Source organism: Blastomonas sp. UPD001 (assembly GCF_003426715.1).
GTDB lineage: Bacteria > Pseudomonadota > Alphaproteobacteria > Sphingomonadales > Sphingomonadaceae > Blastomonas.
The window spans coordinates 500362-515748 of record NZ_QKVT01000001.1 but is presented as its reverse complement, the minus strand read 5'-3'; the positions used below and the strand labels follow the sequence as shown (position 1 = coordinate 515748).

The following is a 15387-nucleotide window of genomic DNA, read 5'->3' as shown; positions in this document are numbered from 1 at the left end:
TCGGCCAGGCGCTGCTCGGCGCCCCGCGCGACCGGCGTTTCTGGCTCGCCGGCCGGGTGAAGATCGACAGCTGGAACGGCAATCACGCCGCCGAAATGCATGTCGACGACCTCGCCCCAGTCGATTTCTGAAAATGCCAAAAAAACCGGAAACGGGCGCTTGACTGCACGAAGGCAACTGCTTAGAGGGGCGCTTCCCGCACAGATGGCCCCTTCGTCTAGCGGTTAGGACGCGGCCCTTTCACGGCTGAAACACGGGTTCGATTCCCGTAGGGGTCACCACGGATGCTTTTTCATAGCAGCCCGAACGGTGCCAAGAATGGCTGTATTCTGCGGTTTCCTGACATAGAGATACCAGTTCGCCTGGCGGGGTCAGGCATACGGCGACCGCATTCCGCTGCGGCCTGGCGTGGCCGTCATGAAGCTGTTGCAGGACGGCGCAGGCTCCGCGCTTGCCCGGACGCGAGTTGACGAAGCGGGCCCCGAACCGACAATGCAAGCACGAAGTCGCGCTTCGTCCGGTGGCTGAAAAAGGCTCGAAAGCATGCCTGCGCCCCTGTTCGCATTGTTATCGGCAGCGCCGGGCTAGTCTGGCGCGCCACCTACGGCCTGGTACAGGCCGACCAGCGTGGTGAGCTCATCGACCTTGGTCTGTATCAACGAAAGATCGACGCTCAAGAGCGCGCGCTGGGCATCGACCTGCTCGATATAGGCGGTGTATCCCGCCCGGTATCGGTTGGACGCGTGGCGCAAGGCGTCCGCGACGGCGAACCGCTGGGCCTGGAGCGCTCGTTCCTGTTCGGTCAGGTTAGCGAGCACGGCCATGCGGTCCTCTACCTCGCGGAACGCATTGAGCGCTGCCGAGCGATAGGCCCAGGCGGCCTGATCGCGCTGCGCGGTCGCGCCTTCGAGCTGTGCGGTGAGGCGACCGCCCTGGAAGATCGGCGCGAGGATGCTGCCGCCGAGCGACCACAGGCTGACCGGATCGGCGAGCAGGTCCGACAGGGCGAGCCCGGCGCTCGCACCCAGGTTGATCGACGGCATGAACTGCGCGCGCGCCACGCGCATCTGCGCATCGGCAGCGGCGATGGCCCCAGCCCCTCTCAGCTACGGCTAATCAGCAAGGTGATAAGCCTTCGCATCTCTCCCCCATGGGGGAGAGAGCAGGGTGAATCACTCCGGCGCTTGCGTCTCTGCCAGCGATTGCCCGCTCTTCGTCGGGATCGACCAGATCACGACGTTCGCGATCATCACCACCGCCAGCACCAGCATCAGCGCAGGCTGCTTGCGCTGGCCGCGGCGGAAGAGCGCGATCGCCCCGAACACGAGCGCGATCGAGGTCAGCATGGCGATCGAGAGGACGAAGCTGGTCATGCCGCTGCTGTGTCAGCCCAGCCCCGGCACCGTCAAGGCGGCATCGCGCAGGCCGCGCCAGACGCGGGCGGCCTGGACGGTTTCGGGCACGTCGTGTACGCGGACGATCTGCGCGCCGCTGCCGATCGCGCTCATCGCCAGCGCGACCGATCCGCCGAGCCGCGCATCGACCGGGGCTTCGTTCGACAATGCACCGATCATCCGCTTGCGGCTCGCACCGAACAGAATCGGCTGGCCGAGCGCGTGGAACAAAGGCAGCGCGTTGATCAGCGCGAGATTGTCGGAGAGCGACTTGCCGAAGCCGATGCCCGGATCGACGATCACCTTCTCGCGCGCCACGCCCGCCGCGACCACGGCGGCGACGCGCGTATCAAGCCAGTCGAACACATCCGTCACGACATGGCCATAGCCGCCGCCCGCATGCGGGTTCGCGCCCTGCGACGGCGCGTGCATCAGCACTACTGGGCACTTGGAACGCACCACGACATCGAGCGCGCGATCGTCATAGAGCAAGGCCGAGACATCGTTGACGATATGCGCGCCGGCCTCCAGCGCCGCCTCCATCACCGCCGCCTTGCGCGTATCGACAGAGAGGATCGCGCCGCTCTGCGCCAGCGCCCTGATCGCGGGCACGACGCGGGCGATCTCGTCGCCTTCCCACACCGCCGGCGCTTCGGGCCGGGTGGATTCGCCGCCGATATCGATCAGCGAGGCACCCGCAGTCAGCATCGCGAAACCCGCATCCGCCGCCTGTCCGGGATCGTCGGTGAAGCGCCCGCCATCGGAAAAGCTATCGGGCGTGACGTTCAATATGCCCATGACCTGCGGCTGGTCGAAGCGCAGCACGCGCTCCCCCAGGGACAGCGGGGCATGCATCCGCGACAGGTTGGCGAACTGGGCCTGCGCGCGCTCGGCCTGATCGGTGGGCAGCGTATTCAGCGCCTCGGCAAAGCGATCGACCGGCACGATCTGCCGCGCGACCAGCCTGCCGCCCTCAAAGCTTTCCAGCGCCAGCAGATGGCACCAGACCAGGCTGTACCCCAGCCGGATCGTCGCGCCGTCAAAGGTCTGCGGACTTTCCGCCAGCCCGACGGGCCGCACATAGACGCGCGCGGCGCTCATCACGGTTCGGTGGCGAGCAGATAGGTCTGGCGCAGGCTGTCGAGCGGTTTCAGGCCGTCATCGCTCTCAATATGCCACCAGGTCCAGCCGTTGCACGACGGCGCATTCTGCAGCAGCGCGCCGAGCTTGTGGATCGATCCGCTCTGATCGCCGGAGAGAAGCGAACCATCGGCGCGGATCGTGGCGAAATGCTTGCGCGCCTTGTCGCACACCCTGGTGCCGACGGGCACATAGCCGGTCTCAACCAGGGTGCCAAAGGCGACGCGCGGCTGGCTCTTGGGCGACTGCATGGTCTTCAAGCCCGATTCATCGAGCGGCAGTGCAGCGGCGATGCGCTCTTCGGCGACCTCGCAATAGATGGGATCGCGCTCGCAGCCGATCCAGTCGCGGCCCAGCCGCTTGGCGACCGCGCCGGTGGTGCCGGTGCCGAAGAACGGATCGAGCACGACATCGCCCGGATTGGTGCAGGCAAGAAGGATACGATAGAGCAGCGCCTCGGGCTTCTGCGTCGGGTGCGCCTTGGTGCCGCCGCGCTTCAAGCGCTCCTGGCCGCCGCAGATCGGCAGCACCCAGTCGGAGCGCATCTGCAGCTCGTCGTTGAGCGTCTTCATCGCGCGATAGTTGAACGTGTATTTCGACTTCTCGTCGCGCGACGCCCAGATCAGCGTCTCGTGCGCATTGGTGAAGCGCGTGCCGCGGAAATTGGGCATCGGGTTGGCCTTGCGCCAGACGATGTCGTTGAGGATCCAGAAGCCCAGATCCTGCAGCGTCGCGCCGCAGCGGAAGATGTTGTGATAGCTGCCGATCACCCAGAGCGAGCCGTCGGGCTTGAGGATGCGGCGCGCCTCGGTCATCCATTCGCGGGTGAAGCGGTCATAGGCGGCGAAGGTGTCGAACTTGTCCCAGTCATTGTCGACCGCATCGACGCGGCCGCCTTCGGGGCGGTAGAGATCGCCGCCGAGCTGCAGGTTGTAAGGCGGATCGGCGAAGATCATGTCGACCGACGCGGTCGGCAGGCGGCGCATCTCCTCGATGCAGTCGCCTTTCAGGATCTGGTTGAGCGGCAGCGGCGGACGCGGCGACACGCGCAGGCGCGGCGGCGCCTTGGCCTTGCGCGCCACAGGTGCCATCATTTCGCCGATCTGAACCATATTCTACCCCCCGCAATCCCTCGGAACAGGGCCCTGCATGAGTCCTTGGCGACCATCGGTCAAGGCCAAAACCCTAGGGAATCCGGGTGTTCAAATGGTTAACGAGGGGTTTGCCATGCGGAACAATATGAGTCCAAATCCACATATTGAGTCCCGTTAACGAACCGGGACTCAACCACTGGTGGTGTTGCCGCGAAGACTCGCCGCCGAAAATTTTACGATCAGAGCAGGCATGCCTGTGCCACCGGAGCGAAGCTGCGGCGGTGGAGCGGCGTCGGGCCGTGCCGACGCAATGCTGCCAGGTGCTCGGCGGTTCCATAACCCATGTTGCGATCCCAGCCATAATGCGGGTGTTGGGCAGCTGCAGCGCGCATCATCCGGTCGCGCTCCTGTTTGGCCAGGATCGATGCGGCGGAGATGCACGGGTGCAGAGCATCGCCTTTCACGATGGCCTGCGCGCGGTAGCGCCACCTGGGCAGCCGGTTGCCGTCGACCAGCACGTCCTGCGGCTCGCGCCCCAGCGCCTCGACCGCTCGCGTCATAGCGAGCATCGTCGCCTGCAGGATGTTGATCGCATCGATTTCCTCGACGCTCGCCATGCCGATGCCGAACGTGCAATGCTCGCGGATCAGCGCTTCGAGTTTCTCTCGCCGCGCGAAGCTCAATGTCTTGCTGTCGGCGAGGCCCTTGATCCCGTCGGGGCACAGGATCACCGCCGCGGCGACGACCGGCCCGGCAAGCGGCCCCCTGCCCGCCTCGTCGACACCCGCAACAATCGTCAGATTATCAAATGTTGGGGAACCGGCTATCGTCATGACGCGTCTGTGCCGCATGGCCCTTGCGACCGCAAGACCCGGCCAACATTGAGAAACTCTACCCGAATCGTTTGCAATCTCCCCCCGGATAGCGATGATCGATGCCATGATGAACGGAGTGACCCAGATGCACCGACTGACCCTTTGCGCGGCGCTGCCGCTCGCCCTGATCGCCTGCAACAGCAGCGACAAGGCGGTGGCCAGCGGAGACGAGACCGAGGCCGTGGCGACGATCTCGCCGATCGATACGGTTCCCTTCGAGACTGCGGTGGTCGGCCAGTTCGACGAACCCTGGGCGATGACCTTCCTGCCCGATGGCCGCGCGCTGGTGACCGAGAAGAAGGGCAAGCTGAAGCTCGTGACCTTTGCCGCCGACGGCAAGATCAGCAGCGTCGATGTCAGCGGCACGCCGACGGTCGCCTATGGCGGCCAGGGGGGCCTCGGCGATGTCGTGCTCTCGCCTGATTTCGTCAATGACGGCTATGTGTATCTGAGCTTCGCCGAGGCGGGCGATGGCGATACCAGCGGTGCCGCCGTTGCGCGCGCCAAGCTGGTGATGGCGAATGATGGAGCGGCCTCGCTCAAGGACATGCAGGTCCTGTGGCGGCAGGAGCCCAAGGTTTCGGGCAAGGGCCATTATGGCCATCGCATCGCCTTCGGCCCCGATGGCATGATGTACATCTCTTCCGGGGAACGGCAGAAATTCGATCCAGCGCAGGATCTTGACCAGAATCTCGGCAAGGTCATCCGGCTGACGCCGACCGGCGGCATTCCCTCGGACAATCCGATGTACGATCAGGGTCGCGTCAAGGCGCAGGCCTGGTCCTGGGGTCATCGCAATCCGCTCGGCCTCGCCTTCGACGGCGCGGGCAATCTGTGGGAGCTCGAAATGGGTCCCAAGGGCGGCGACGAGCTCAACCTCGTCAAGCGTGGTGCCAATTACGGCTATCCCAAGGTGTCCAATGGCGACCATTATGACGGCAAGGACATTCCCGATCATGCCCCCGGTGACGGCTTCGAGCCGCCCAAGGTGTTCTGGACCCCCGCCATCTCGCCGGGCAGCCTGATGATCTATTCGGGCGATCTGTTCCCCGCGTGGAAGGGCAGCGCGTTTATCGGTGCGCTGGGCGCGCAGGCGCTGGTTCGCGTGAAGCTCGACGGGGACAAGGCCGAAAAGGCGGACAACTGGACAATGGAAGGCCGCATCCGTGAGGTCGAACAGGGTCCCGATGGCGCGATCTGGCTGCTCGAGGACGGCGCGCGCGGATCGAAGGGCCGGCTGCTCAAGCTCACCCCGCCGGAATGATGGCCTGCGCGGGGCGCGCAAAAGAAATTTCAATTCGCAACCTATCGCGGTACACCTTGGGGCAGACAGCTAACCGGGAGACGATGAATGGCGACTTTGGCAGACGCACCGCTCAGGGCGGACCAGCTTGAAGAGATCCTCGAACGGCAGAAAAAGGCTTTTCTTGCCGAACTTCCCGTGCCGATGGCAGCGCGCAAGGATCGCATCCGGCGGATGATGAAGCTGGTGCACGATAATGGCGACGCGCTGGTCGCCGCGATGAGCGAGGATTTCGGCCATCGCAGCGCCGACCAGTCGAAGATGACCGACATCGTCGCGGTGCTCAATTGCGCCCGGCATGCGCTTAAACACATGGACGACTGGGCCAAGCCCGAAAAGCGCCCGGTCCAGTTCCCGCTCGGCCTGCTCGGGGCGCGCGCGCGCGTCGAATATCAACCGCTCGGAGTCGTGGGTGTGATTGCGCCTTGGAATTTCCCGATCCAGCTGTGCCTTACCCCCGCGATCGGCGCGCTGGCGGCGGGCAACCGGGTGATGATCAAGAACAGCGAATATACCGAGACCACGTCGAACCTGCTCGCCGAGCTCGGCCCGCGCTATTTCGATGCCAGCGAGGTCGCCTTCTTCACCGGCGGCCCCGAGGTCGGCCAGGCCTTTTCCGAGCTGGCGTTCAACCATCTGATCTTCACCGGCGCGACCAGCGTCGGCCATCATATCATGCGCGCCGCCGCCAAGAACCTGGTTCCCATCACGCTCGAACTGGGCGGCAAGTCGCCTGCGATCATCGGTCGCGGCGCGGACAAGGCCAAGGCGGCGCAGCGGATCACCATGGGCAAGATGATGAATGCCGGGCAGATCTGCATCGCGCCCGACTATCTCTATGTGCCGCGCGAGGACGAGCGCGAGATCATCGAGAACATCCAGCAGTCCGCCGCGACGCTCTACCCCACGCTGCTGACCAACGATGACTATACCGCCGTGGTCAACGAACGGCACCACCAGCGCCTGACCGGTTATCTCGACGACGCGCGCGAAAAGGGTGCGGAGGTGATCGAGGTCAACCCGGCGAACGAGGACTTCAAGTCCGCCAACAGCCGCAAGATGCCGCTGCATATCCTGCGCAACGTCACCGACGACATGAAGGTGATGCAGGATGAGATCTTCGGCCCGATCCTGCCGGTGAAGACCTATTCGACGGTCGACGAGGCGATCGATTTCGTCAACGGCCGCGATCGTCCGCTCGCGCTCTATTATTTCGGCGAGAACCAGGACGAGGCGAAGAAGGTCACCGATCGCACCGTGTCGGGCGGCGTGACGCTCAACGACACGATCTTCCATGTCGCGATGGAGGACCTTCCGTTCGGCGGGGTCGGCCCCTCGGGCATGGGCAGCTATCACGGGATCGACGGCTTCCGCACGTTCAGCCACGCCAAGGCGATCTACAGCCAGCCGCGCATCGATGTCGCCAAGCTGGGCGGTTTTCTGCCGCCTTATGGCGATGCGACGAAGAAGGCGATCGCGCGCGACTTCAAGCTTTGAAAGGCAATTTGAGCGGCGGCTTTTGCGCCTTGCCTGTCGCGGGCAAGGCGCTATAGGCTGCCGCTCCACACGCGGGCGTGGTGAAATGGTAGACGCGCCGGACTCAAAATCCGGTTCCGCAAGGAGTGTCGGTTCGAGTCCGACCGCCCGCACCAGCTTCCAGACATCGATGCAGACTCGCAGCTTTTGCCGCCCCCACCGGTAAAGCCCTTGCACTTGGCCGGAGAGCGATTAGGGCCGCAGCCAGTCTTTGATGATCTGGACGGCAACATGACTCACCCGGTTTCCCCGCTCGCGCTCCCCTTTCCCGATCTTCCGGCGATTGCCGGCGTGACGCCGCGTGTCGCCCGCGCGCGCTACAAGGAATGGGACCGCTGTGATCTCAGCTATGTCGAACTGGTACCGGGAACCAGCGTGGCGGGTGTCACAACCACCAGCAAATGCCCCTCGCCCGAGGTCGAATGGTGCCGCGCAGCCCTGCCCCAGGGCCAGGCGCGGGCGCTGATCGTCAGCGCGGGCAATTCCAACGCGTTCACCGGCGGCAAGGGGCGCGCGGCGGTGCAGCTGCTCGTCGAGACCGCCTCGGCGCGACTTGGCTGCGCGGCGGAGGAGATTTTCGTCTCGGCCACCGGCGTGATCGGTGTACCGCTTCCGCAGGACAAGGCGCGCGCGGGGCTCGAGGCGGCCTTCACCGCCGAGCCCTGCGACTGGCGCGCACTCACCGATGCGATCGGCACGACCGATACCTTCCCCAAGGCCGCGACCACGAGCGCGATGATCGGCGGAACGAAGGTGCAGCTTGTCGGCGTCATCAAGGGTTCGGGCATGATCGCGCCCGACATGGCGACGATGCTGGGCTATGTGTTCACCGATGCCAATATCGCGCCCGCGCTGCTCCAGCAGATGCTGAGCGCCGCGAACGCCCGGACCTTCAGCTGCATCACCGTCGACAGCGACACCTCGACCAGCGACACCGTGCTCGCGTTCGCCACCGGCCAGGCGGATCATCCGCGCCTCGAAAGCATGGACAGCACCGGCGCCGACGCGTTTGCCGCCGCGCTGGCCGATCTGTGCCGCCAGCTGGCGCATCTGGTGGTGCGCGATGGCGAAGGCGCGAGCAAGTTCATCGAGATTCGCGTGACCGGCGCGGTGTCGGACGAGAGCGCACACCGCATCGCGCTGTCGATCGCCAATTCGCCGCTGGTCAAGACCGCGATCGCGGGCGAGGACGCCAATTGGGGCCGCGTCGTCATGGCGGTCGGCAAGGCGGGCGAACCCGCCGAGCGCGACCTGCTGTCGATCCGCTTCGGCGGGGTCGTGGTCGCCGCCCAGGGCATGGTCGTGCAGGGCTATGACGAAGCGCCGGTCGCTGCGCATCTCAAGGGCAGCGACATCCTGGTCGAGGCCGATATCGGGCTGGGCCAGGGCCGTGCCACGGTGTGGACCTGCGACCTGACGCACGGTTATATCTCGATCAACGCCGATTACCGCAGCTGAGCCATGCTGACCATCTGGGGCCGTCTCAACTCGCACAACGTCAAGAAGGTCGTGTGGGCGGCCGAGGAGATCGGTCTCGATTATGTGCGCCACGATGTCGGCGGCAAGTTCGGCATGGATGCGGCCTATCTCGCGCTCAACCCCAATGCGCTCGTCCCGACGATCGAGGACAAGGGCCTTGTCCTGTGGGAATCGAATGCGATCCTGCGTTACATGGCCGAGGCCTATGCACCGCAGCTCTGGCCTGCCGACCCGCGCACCCGCGCGGCGGCGGACAAATGGATGGACTGGCAGTTCGCTTATGCCGATGCCCAGCGCGAGGTCTTCCTTATGTTGGTGCGCAAGCCGCCCGAAGCGCGCGATCCTGCCGTGATCGCACGCGGGATCGAGGAGACCGGCAGGATGATGACCCTTCTGGAAGCGTGCCTGGCACGCCAGCCCTGGCTCACGGGCAACGATTTCGGCATCGCCGACATTCCCATGGGCACTTATGCGCACACCTGGTTCGCGCTCGACCTGGCGCGCGGCGACTACCCGAATATCCGTGGCTGGTACCAGCGGCTGATCGCCCGCCCCGGCTATGCCAAGAACGTGATGATCCCGCTGACATGACCCATGCTCTCCACGCCCCCGTTTCTACCCTGATCCGCACCGTCGCGCGCGAGGTGGTGCTCCACCACTACCAGGATCTGGCGCAGCATCAGATCGTCGAGAAGACGCCAGGCGAGCTGGTGACGATCGCTGACAAGGAGAGCGAGCGCCGGCTCAGCGCCGGCCTGGCCGCGATCCTGCCGCAAGCCAGCATCGTCGGCGAGGAAGCGGTGGCGGCGGACCCGGCACTGATCGAGCGCGTCAACGACAGCACCGCCTGGATCATCGACCCGATCGACGGTACGCACAATTTCGCGCACGGCCATCCGCCGTTCGGGATCATCATCGCGCTGGTCGAAGGCGGCGAGACGGTGGCGGGATGGCTGTACGACCCGCTGGCCGATCGCATGTGTCACGCGGTCCTGGGGGGCGGTGCGTTCATCAATGACGAGGTCGTGCAAGCGCGCGAGAGCGGAGAAACACTCCCGGTCGCGGCGATCTCGACCGTGTACATCCCCGAGCCGCGCCGCGCGGCCCTGGCCGCGGCGATTGATGGCAGGTTCACGATGGTCGACATTCCGCGCTGCGCGGCGGAGCAATATCCGCGACTGGTGCTGGGGCAGAACGACGTGACGCTGTTCGAGCGCACTTTGCCCTGGGACCATGCCGCAGGCGTGCTGTTCACGCTCGAAGCCGGCGGCATGGCCGCGCGGCTCGACGGATCGCCTTATCGCCCCGGCGACCAGCGCAGGGGCATGCTCGCCGCCGCCAGCCCCGCGATGTGGGACAGGGCAGCGGCGATCATCGCTTGAGCCATCAAGCCGGAAGCGCGCCTTCGAGCCAGCTCTTGAGCGCGCTCTTGGGGGCAGCGCCGACCTTGGTCTCGACGATCTGCCCTTTGTCGAACAGGATCATTGTCGGGATGCCGCGCACGCCGTACTTGGCGGGAGCATCGGGATTGTCGTCGATATTGATCTTGGCGATGGTGACCTTGTCGGCGAGCTCGTCGCTGATCTCCTCGAGAGCCGGGCCGATCATCTTGCACGGGCCGCACCATTCGGCCCAGAAATCGACCAGAACGGGCTTGTCGGACTTCAGCACATCGGATTCGAAGCTCGCATCGCTGACTGCAGTGGTGGCCATGGGGGTAAACTCCTTGTTCGTGACTTGGTTAGGGATGTAAGCGCTGGGGCAGCGCGGCTCAAGCCAGCTTGGCCCAACTAAACATATCGTACGATTCAATCCAGCTTCGTGGCGGCCAGCAGTTCGTCGGGCAGCAGGAAGAGTTGCGGACTGGACGTGTAGAGCAGGCCCGCCTGAACGGCCCGGCCCGGAAAGATCAGGCGCAGCGCCGCGACATAGGCCGCCATCTGCCGGACATGCGCGACCGGCAATTGCTCGAGCGAGGCGGGAGGGCGGCGGCCGGTCTTGAAGTCGACCACCAGCACGCGGTCTTCCTCGACCAGCAACCGGTCGACCGTGCCCGAGACGACGTTCGGCCCCACCACCGCCGCGATCGGCGCTTCGGCGAGTGCGTCCTCGCGGAACACATCGGCGAACTCGGGATGATCGATCACCGCGCAGACCGGATCGATGATCGCGTCGGCCTCGACCGGATCGGCGATGCCATGCTGCCGCACCAGCCAGCGCCGCGCCGAGCGGGATCGGCGGGCGCTGTTCGGGCGCGGCAGGCATGAGCGCCCAGTCGGGCAGGCTCTCGGCTGATGCTGCTTCCACTGCCTCAGGCTCGTCTGCGCGCGGAATCGGCACGGCATCGCTGCCGAAGCGGCGACAGGCCCCCTCGCCCATATCGATCCAGTCGCAGCCGAGCGTCATGAAGCTGCGCTCGATCGCGGCGTACCAGCTTTCCTTGGGCGGCTCCTTGGCCTTCTTGCCCAGCGTGCCGCCAACATAGAGCCGTTCGGCCGCGCGCGTCATCGCGACATAGAGCAGCCGCCAGTGCTCCTGCATATCGGCCTCGCGCGCGATGTCGTGCGCCTCGGCCAGCGGCCCGATCCGCTGCGCCTTGGGCAGCGAATAGACTGGCAGTGTCACCTGCGCGTCGCGACCGACGATCTCGACCGGCCAGTCGAAGCTCGAATCGACCTTGCGCGTCGGATCGACACAGGCATCGGCGAGGATCACGATCGGCGCCTGCAGGCCCTTCGATCCGTGCACGGTCATCACGCGGACCATCTCGGATTGCCCGGCGAGCTCGCGCTTGATCTCCTCGTCGCCGGCATCGAACCAGTGCAGGAAGGCCTGCAACCCGCCGTCATGGCTGACCGCGAATTTCTGTGCCAGGCCAAGCAGTTCGGCGATCGGATCGAGCGCCTCTTCGCCGAGCCGCGACACCAGCTTGGCGCGGCCCTGGATCGGCCCGGTCAGCACCTGTTCGAGGAAATCGTACGGGGTCCCGAAATCGGCCATGCCGAGCAGCGCGTAGAGCGGTTCGAGCTTCGCACGCAGCGCCGGATCATGTTCCGCCAGATCGCGCAGATGCGGCCAGAGCGCGCGCTTCTCGGGCCGGTAACCGTGCGCCAGCAGTTCGTCCTGCGTCCAGCCCCCCAGCGGCGACACCAGCAAAGCAGCGCAGGTCAGGTCATCGAGCGGCTGCAGCGCAAAGCGGATCGCGGCGATCAGGTCCTGCACCGCGAGCGGCTGGCCGAGCCGCAGCCGGTCGATGCCTGCTACCGGCACGCCCGACGCGTACAGTCGCGCGACGATCAATGAAGCAAGATCGCCGCGGCGGCGCAGCAGCACCATGATGTCGCCCGCGCCCGCCCAGCCCGGCTTGCCGTCGGATCGCCGCTCGAGCCAAAGCCGCGTCGACGATTCCGGGTCCAACCAGCCCGCGATGCGTTCGGCGAGCCCCTGCGCGAACTTGCGATCGGCCCCCGAAAGCCATTCCTCGGCATCCTCGCCCTCGCCGCCCTCGTCCTGCTCTTCCAGCCCCTCGCCGATCGGACGCCACAGTTCGACCATGCCGGGGCCCTGACGCCCTTCGTGCAGCGGCAAAACGTCGTCCATGATGCCGAGCGCGGCGGGCCCCAGATCGTCCAGCACTGCGTCGACCATGTCGAGCACCGGCTGGGTCGAACGGAAGCTGCGATCGAGGCTGAGGTCAAGAAACGGCTGGCCCGCAGTTTCCGCCTGCGCCCCGATGCGCAGCCGCGCGGCAGCATAATATTGGGGACTGGTGCCCTGGAAACCGAAAATCGCCTGCTTGAAATCGCCGACGGTGAACAGGGTGCGGAACCGGTCTGGCTTGCTGCCCTGTCCGCTGAAATAGTCGTCGATCAGCCCCTTCACGATCGCCCATTGGCTGGGATTGGTATCCTGCGCCTCGTCGACCAGCACATGGTCAAAGCGCTGGTCGAGCTTGAACGCGATCCATTGCGCCATCGTCCGGCCCGAGAGCAGATCGGCCGCCGCACGGATCAGGTCGTCGAAATCGAGCAAGCCTGCCTGCCGCTTGGCCTCGGCAAAGCGCCAGGCGAAATCGCGCCCGACCTCGAGCGCGCGGGCGAACTCGCCCGAAAAGGCGACAATCGCGGCATGGTCCTTCAGCGCCCTGCAGTCGCTGTACAAGCTTTCGGCCTTGTCGAAATAATCCGGATCGACCTTGGCCGAAAAGCTCTCCCATTTGCGCGGATCGCCATCCGCCTTGGCGACGGCGAGCCAGATCAGGTCGAGATGTTCGAGCCGCCCGGCTTCGTCCATATCGAGCCAGGCCTGAATCTTCGCAGCGTTTTCGAGCCCGGTCTTGGTGCCCCAGCGGATATTGCTGTCCTGCACCGCTTCCAGATTGGCGATATCGAACAGCGCGTCGCTGCACAGCCGGGCAAGGTCGCTGCCGTCCTCGTCGGTCTTCAACCCGAGCGCGGCGTTGATATAGGGGCGGATGTCGCCGACCAGCGCATCCATCGCGTCGGGCTTGGCGGCGCAGCGCATCAGGAAGGCTTCGGTCGCCTCCGCGCCGAGCTTCAGGCTCAGCGCCTCGAGATTTGCGGACAGCCGCGTGTCGCCGCGCTGCGCGGCATCGACCAGCATCTCGCCCAGCGTATCGCGCGCGAGTTGGATCCGGTCGCGGTCCTCGATCGGACGAAAACCCGGGGCGAGCCCCGCCTCTTCGGGAAAGCTGGCGAGCAGCGACTGGCAGAAGCTGTGGATGGTCTGGATGCGAAGCCCGCCCTGCGGCGCATCGAGCACGCGCGCGAACAGGCGGCGCGCGCGGGTGAGCGTGTCCTTATCGACCGCTGCGCCGATGCTCAGCAGGTCCGCCGCCAGTGCCGTGTCGCTCATCCGCACCCAGGCGGCGAGCTGGGCATTAATGCGGTTCGCCATCTCGCTCGCGCCCGCCTTGGTGAAGGTGAGGCACAGGATCGCATCGGGGTTCACCCCGGGCTCGAGCAGCAGGCGGAAGACGCGCGCGGTGAGCACCTGGGTCTTGCCGGTGCCGGCAGATGCGCTCAGCCACACCTGATCGGCGGGCGAGACCGCGAGCGCCTGATCGCCCTGCAGCGGCGGAAGACCGGATTTGCCGCCGCTCATTGCCCGCTCCCCTGGCGGCCATACCATTCGGCGAGCCGCATCAGCTGGTCATATTCGGTATAGATCGCCTGATCGGGCACCAGCTTGGCGTTGAACGGCGCGTCGCCCAGAATCCAGGTGTCCAGCGCCTCGCGCAGGAAATGCTCGGCGGTCGGCAGCATATTCTCGGCAGTCAGTTCGCTGTTCTTGCGCCCCACCGGAGTCTCGCGATAGCCGAAATCGCCGGTCTTGCTGCGCGTGAGCGACCAGTATTCGAACGCTGTCGCCTCGCCCGCGATCTCGGGCTGATCAGCCTTGGCGACGAAGCCACCGCGCTCGGCCATCATGCCGAGCAGCCCGAGCTGCAGTGCATAGCCCGCCTCGACCTGCCGCGCGCTCGGCGGCTTGCCGGTCTTGTAATCGACGATCGCTAGCGTGCCATCGGGCAGGCGGTCGATGCGGTCGGCCTTGCCGCGAATCTCGACGCCCTCGATCATGAACGTGCCGCTGCGTTCGGCATCGATCATCCTCCGCCCCTCGGCGACCAGAGCGAGTGTTTCCCCGGCGATCCAGTCGAGCGCGGCGACCAGGCGCGGCCGCCACAGGGCCTTGATCAGCGGATGGACGTTGGCCTCGTCGAGATAGCGGCAGGCGCGCGGCACCAGGCTGGCGGCATCGAGCCCGTCCTCGCGATGCCAGTATTCGAGGATTTCGTGCACCAAAGTCCCGCGCCAGGCCGCGCTCGGCTCGGCATCGACCGCGTCGAGCGAGGGCAGCGCGAGGATGCGCTTGGCATAAAAGGCATATGGATCGGCGCGCAACCGGTCGAGTTCGGTCACCGACAGCCGCTTGACCCGTTGCTCGGCGCTGGGTCGCGGTGCGGGCTTTTCGATCCGCTCCATGGGCAGGCGGCGGTCGAGCCTGCGCGCCAGCGCCAGCGTTTCGTGATCCTCCATCTGCCGGTCGGGCGCGACCGCCTGCAGGCGCAGCAGAAAGCGCGAGGCGACGGTCGGCGCGCTGCCATCGCGCCGCGCGCGCGTCAGCACCACCTCGGCCGAGGCAAAGGCACCGGCCAGGTCCTGTGCCGCCAGCCCGACGCGCATTTCAAGCGGCGGCAGGCCGAGCGCGTTGCGCACCATCGGCGCGAGCCACGGGTCGGGCGACGGAATCTGCGGCCAGACGCCCTCGTTCAGCCCGGCGCAGATCACCAGGTCAGCGCTCTGCAGGCGCGCCTCGAGCAGGCCGTAGATCGCGACGCGCGGGTGCTTGCCATAAGGCGGACGCACCGCCTTTTCGCGCATCAGCCTCGCGAGGATGTTGACCGCCTGCGCCGGCGTCACCAGCGGATCGTGCGCGCCGGTGCGCGCGAGCAATTGCTGCACCAGATCCGAGGCGCAACGTCCCGCCAGCCCGGTCCAGACCGCCTGGTTGCTGAGAGCATCGGCGGCAGCGGCCATTGCCTG

At 66.0% G+C, this 15387-nt stretch carries 13 protein-coding genes, 2 tRNA genes and 1 pseudogene; 7 read left to right on the top strand and 9 right to left on the bottom strand.

Translation table 11 applies throughout. The annotated features are described in order from the left end of the window. Window positions 1–206: 206 nt before the first annotated feature. A tRNA-Glu gene (locus tag DM995_RS02435) sits at window positions 207–281 on the top strand. 303 nt (window positions 282–584) lie between these two features. Here the strand turns inward: DM995_RS02435 and DM995_RS02430 are convergent. The 5 genes from DM995_RS02430 to rnhB all read right to left on the bottom strand — a co-directional run bounded on the left by DM995_RS02430 (window position 585) and on the right by rnhB (window position 4461). After that, on the bottom strand, window positions 585–1088 hold the full coding sequence (locus tag DM995_RS02430) for a TolC family protein (protein ID WP_286164958.1): 504 nt from the start codon (window positions 1086–1088) through the stop codon (window positions 585–587). A gap of 84 nt (window positions 1089–1172) precedes the next feature. Next, window positions 1173–1346, bottom strand: a complete 174-nt coding sequence (locus DM995_RS02425; RefSeq protein WP_502696564.1) for a hypothetical protein — start codon at window positions 1344–1346, stop codon at window positions 1173–1175. Between the two features lie 39 nt (window positions 1347–1385). Beyond that, window positions 1386–2495 carry a dihydropteroate synthase gene (gene folP, locus DM995_RS02420; protein ID WP_116968381.1) on the bottom strand — a complete coding sequence of 370 codons (1110 nt, stop codon included), beginning with the start codon at window positions 2493–2495 and terminating at the stop codon, window positions 1386–1388. Next, a complete protein-coding gene (locus tag DM995_RS02415; RefSeq protein WP_116968380.1) occupies window positions 2495–3646 on the bottom strand; it encodes a site-specific DNA-methyltransferase in 1152 nt (383 codons plus the stop codon). The genes folP and DM995_RS02415 overlap by 1 nt, the downstream gene beginning before the upstream one ends. 221 nt (window positions 3647–3867) lie before the next feature. Further along, window positions 3868–4461: a ribonuclease HII gene (gene rnhB, locus DM995_RS02410; RefSeq protein WP_116968379.1), complete on the bottom strand. Its 594-nt coding sequence runs from the start codon at window positions 4459–4461 to the stop codon at window positions 3868–3870. A gap of 106 nt (window positions 4462–4567) precedes the next feature. On the opposite strand from rnhB, the gene DM995_RS02405 reads away from it, so the two are divergent. The 6 genes from DM995_RS02405 (at window position 4568) to DM995_RS02380 (ending at window position 10203) form a co-directional block, all read left to right on the top strand. Then, a complete protein-coding gene (locus DM995_RS02405; protein WP_232823993.1) occupies window positions 4568–5767 on the top strand; it encodes a PQQ-dependent sugar dehydrogenase in 1200 nt (399 codons plus the stop codon). An 87-nt stretch (window positions 5768–5854) separates the two neighbouring features. Continuing rightward, on the top strand, window positions 5855–7303 hold the full coding sequence (locus tag DM995_RS02400; protein WP_116968377.1) for a coniferyl aldehyde dehydrogenase: 1449 nt from the start codon (window positions 5855–5857) through the stop codon (window positions 7301–7303). 71 nt (window positions 7304–7374) lie between these two features. Beyond that, a tRNA-Leu gene (locus tag DM995_RS02395) sits at window positions 7375–7458 on the top strand. A 115-nt stretch (window positions 7459–7573) separates the two neighbouring features. Continuing rightward, window positions 7574–8800, top strand: a complete 1227-nt coding sequence (argJ, locus tag DM995_RS02390) for a bifunctional glutamate N-acetyltransferase/amino-acid acetyltransferase ArgJ (RefSeq protein WP_116968376.1) — start codon at window positions 7574–7576, stop codon at window positions 8798–8800. A gap of 3 nt (window positions 8801–8803) precedes the next feature. Further along, window positions 8804–9412 (top strand): glutathione S-transferase family protein, encoded by a 609-nt coding sequence (locus DM995_RS02385; RefSeq protein WP_116968375.1) that lies wholly within the window; start codon window positions 8804–8806, stop codon window positions 9410–9412. Further along, window positions 9409–10203 carry an inositol monophosphatase family protein gene (locus DM995_RS02380; protein WP_116968374.1) on the top strand — a complete coding sequence of 265 codons (795 nt, stop codon included), beginning with the start codon at window positions 9409–9411 and terminating at the stop codon, window positions 10201–10203. Before DM995_RS02385 ends, DM995_RS02380 begins: the two co-directional genes overlap by 4 nt. 4 nt (window positions 10204–10207) lie before the next feature. Here DM995_RS02380 and trxA read toward each other — a convergent pair whose 3' ends face one another. The 4 genes and pseudogenes from trxA to DM995_RS02365 all read right to left on the bottom strand — a co-directional run. Next, window positions 10208–10534 carry a thioredoxin gene (gene trxA, locus DM995_RS02375; RefSeq protein ID WP_116968373.1) on the bottom strand — a complete coding sequence of 109 codons (327 nt, stop codon included), beginning with the start codon at window positions 10532–10534 and terminating at the stop codon, window positions 10208–10210. Window positions 10535–10629: 95 nt separating this feature from the next. Further along, window positions 10630–11166 carry a PD-(D/E)XK nuclease family protein gene (locus DM995_RS22075; RefSeq protein WP_232824474.1) on the bottom strand — a complete coding sequence of 179 codons (537 nt, stop codon included), beginning with the start codon at window positions 11164–11166 and terminating at the stop codon, window positions 10630–10632. 193 nt (window positions 11167–11359) lie between these two features. Beyond that, a pseudogene (locus tag DM995_RS02370) lies at window positions 11360–13945 on the bottom strand (UvrD-helicase domain-containing protein); the annotation flags it as partial. Beyond that, a partial coding sequence (locus DM995_RS02365; protein ID WP_198669233.1) for a PD-(D/E)XK nuclease family protein occupies window positions 13942–15387 on the bottom strand: 1446 nt, incomplete at its 5' end. The pseudogene DM995_RS02370 and the gene DM995_RS02365, both read right to left, overlap by 4 nt.

Excerpts from the sequence above, each read along its gene's own strand:
- DM995_RS02425 (WP_502696564.1), bottom strand. The coding sequence starts at position 1,346 with ATGCTGACCTCGATCGCGCTCGTGTTCGGGGCGATCGCGCTCTTCCGC.
- folP (WP_116968381.1), bottom strand. The coding sequence starts at position 2,495 with ATGAGCGCCGCGCGCGTCTATGTGCGGCCCGTCGGGCTGGCGGAAAGT.
- DM995_RS02415 (WP_116968380.1), bottom strand. The coding sequence starts at position 3,646 with ATGGTTCAGATCGGCGAAATGATGGCACCTGTGGCGCGCAAGGCCAAG.
- rnhB (WP_116968379.1), bottom strand. The coding sequence starts at position 4,461 with ATGACGATAGCCGGTTCCCCAACATTTGATAATCTGACGATTGTTGCG.
- DM995_RS02405 (WP_232823993.1), top strand. The coding sequence starts at position 4,568 with ATGATGAACGGAGTGACCCAGATGCACCGACTGACCCTTTGCGCGGCG.
- DM995_RS02400 (WP_116968377.1), top strand. The coding sequence starts at position 5,855 with ATGGCGACTTTGGCAGACGCACCGCTCAGGGCGGACCAGCTTGAAGAG.
- argJ (WP_116968376.1), top strand. The coding sequence starts at position 7,574 with ATGACTCACCCGGTTTCCCCGCTCGCGCTCCCCTTTCCCGATCTTCCG.
- DM995_RS02385 (WP_116968375.1), top strand. The coding sequence starts at position 8,804 with ATGCTGACCATCTGGGGCCGTCTCAACTCGCACAACGTCAAGAAGGTC.
- DM995_RS02380 (WP_116968374.1), top strand. The coding sequence starts at position 9,409 with ATGACCCATGCTCTCCACGCCCCCGTTTCTACCCTGATCCGCACCGTC.
- trxA (WP_116968373.1), bottom strand. The coding sequence starts at position 10,534 with ATGGCCACCACTGCAGTCAGCGATGCGAGCTTCGAATCCGATGTGCTG.
- DM995_RS22075 (WP_232824474.1), bottom strand. The coding sequence starts at position 11,166 with ATGCCGTGCCGATTCCGCGCGCAGACGAGCCTGAGGCAGTGGAAGCAG.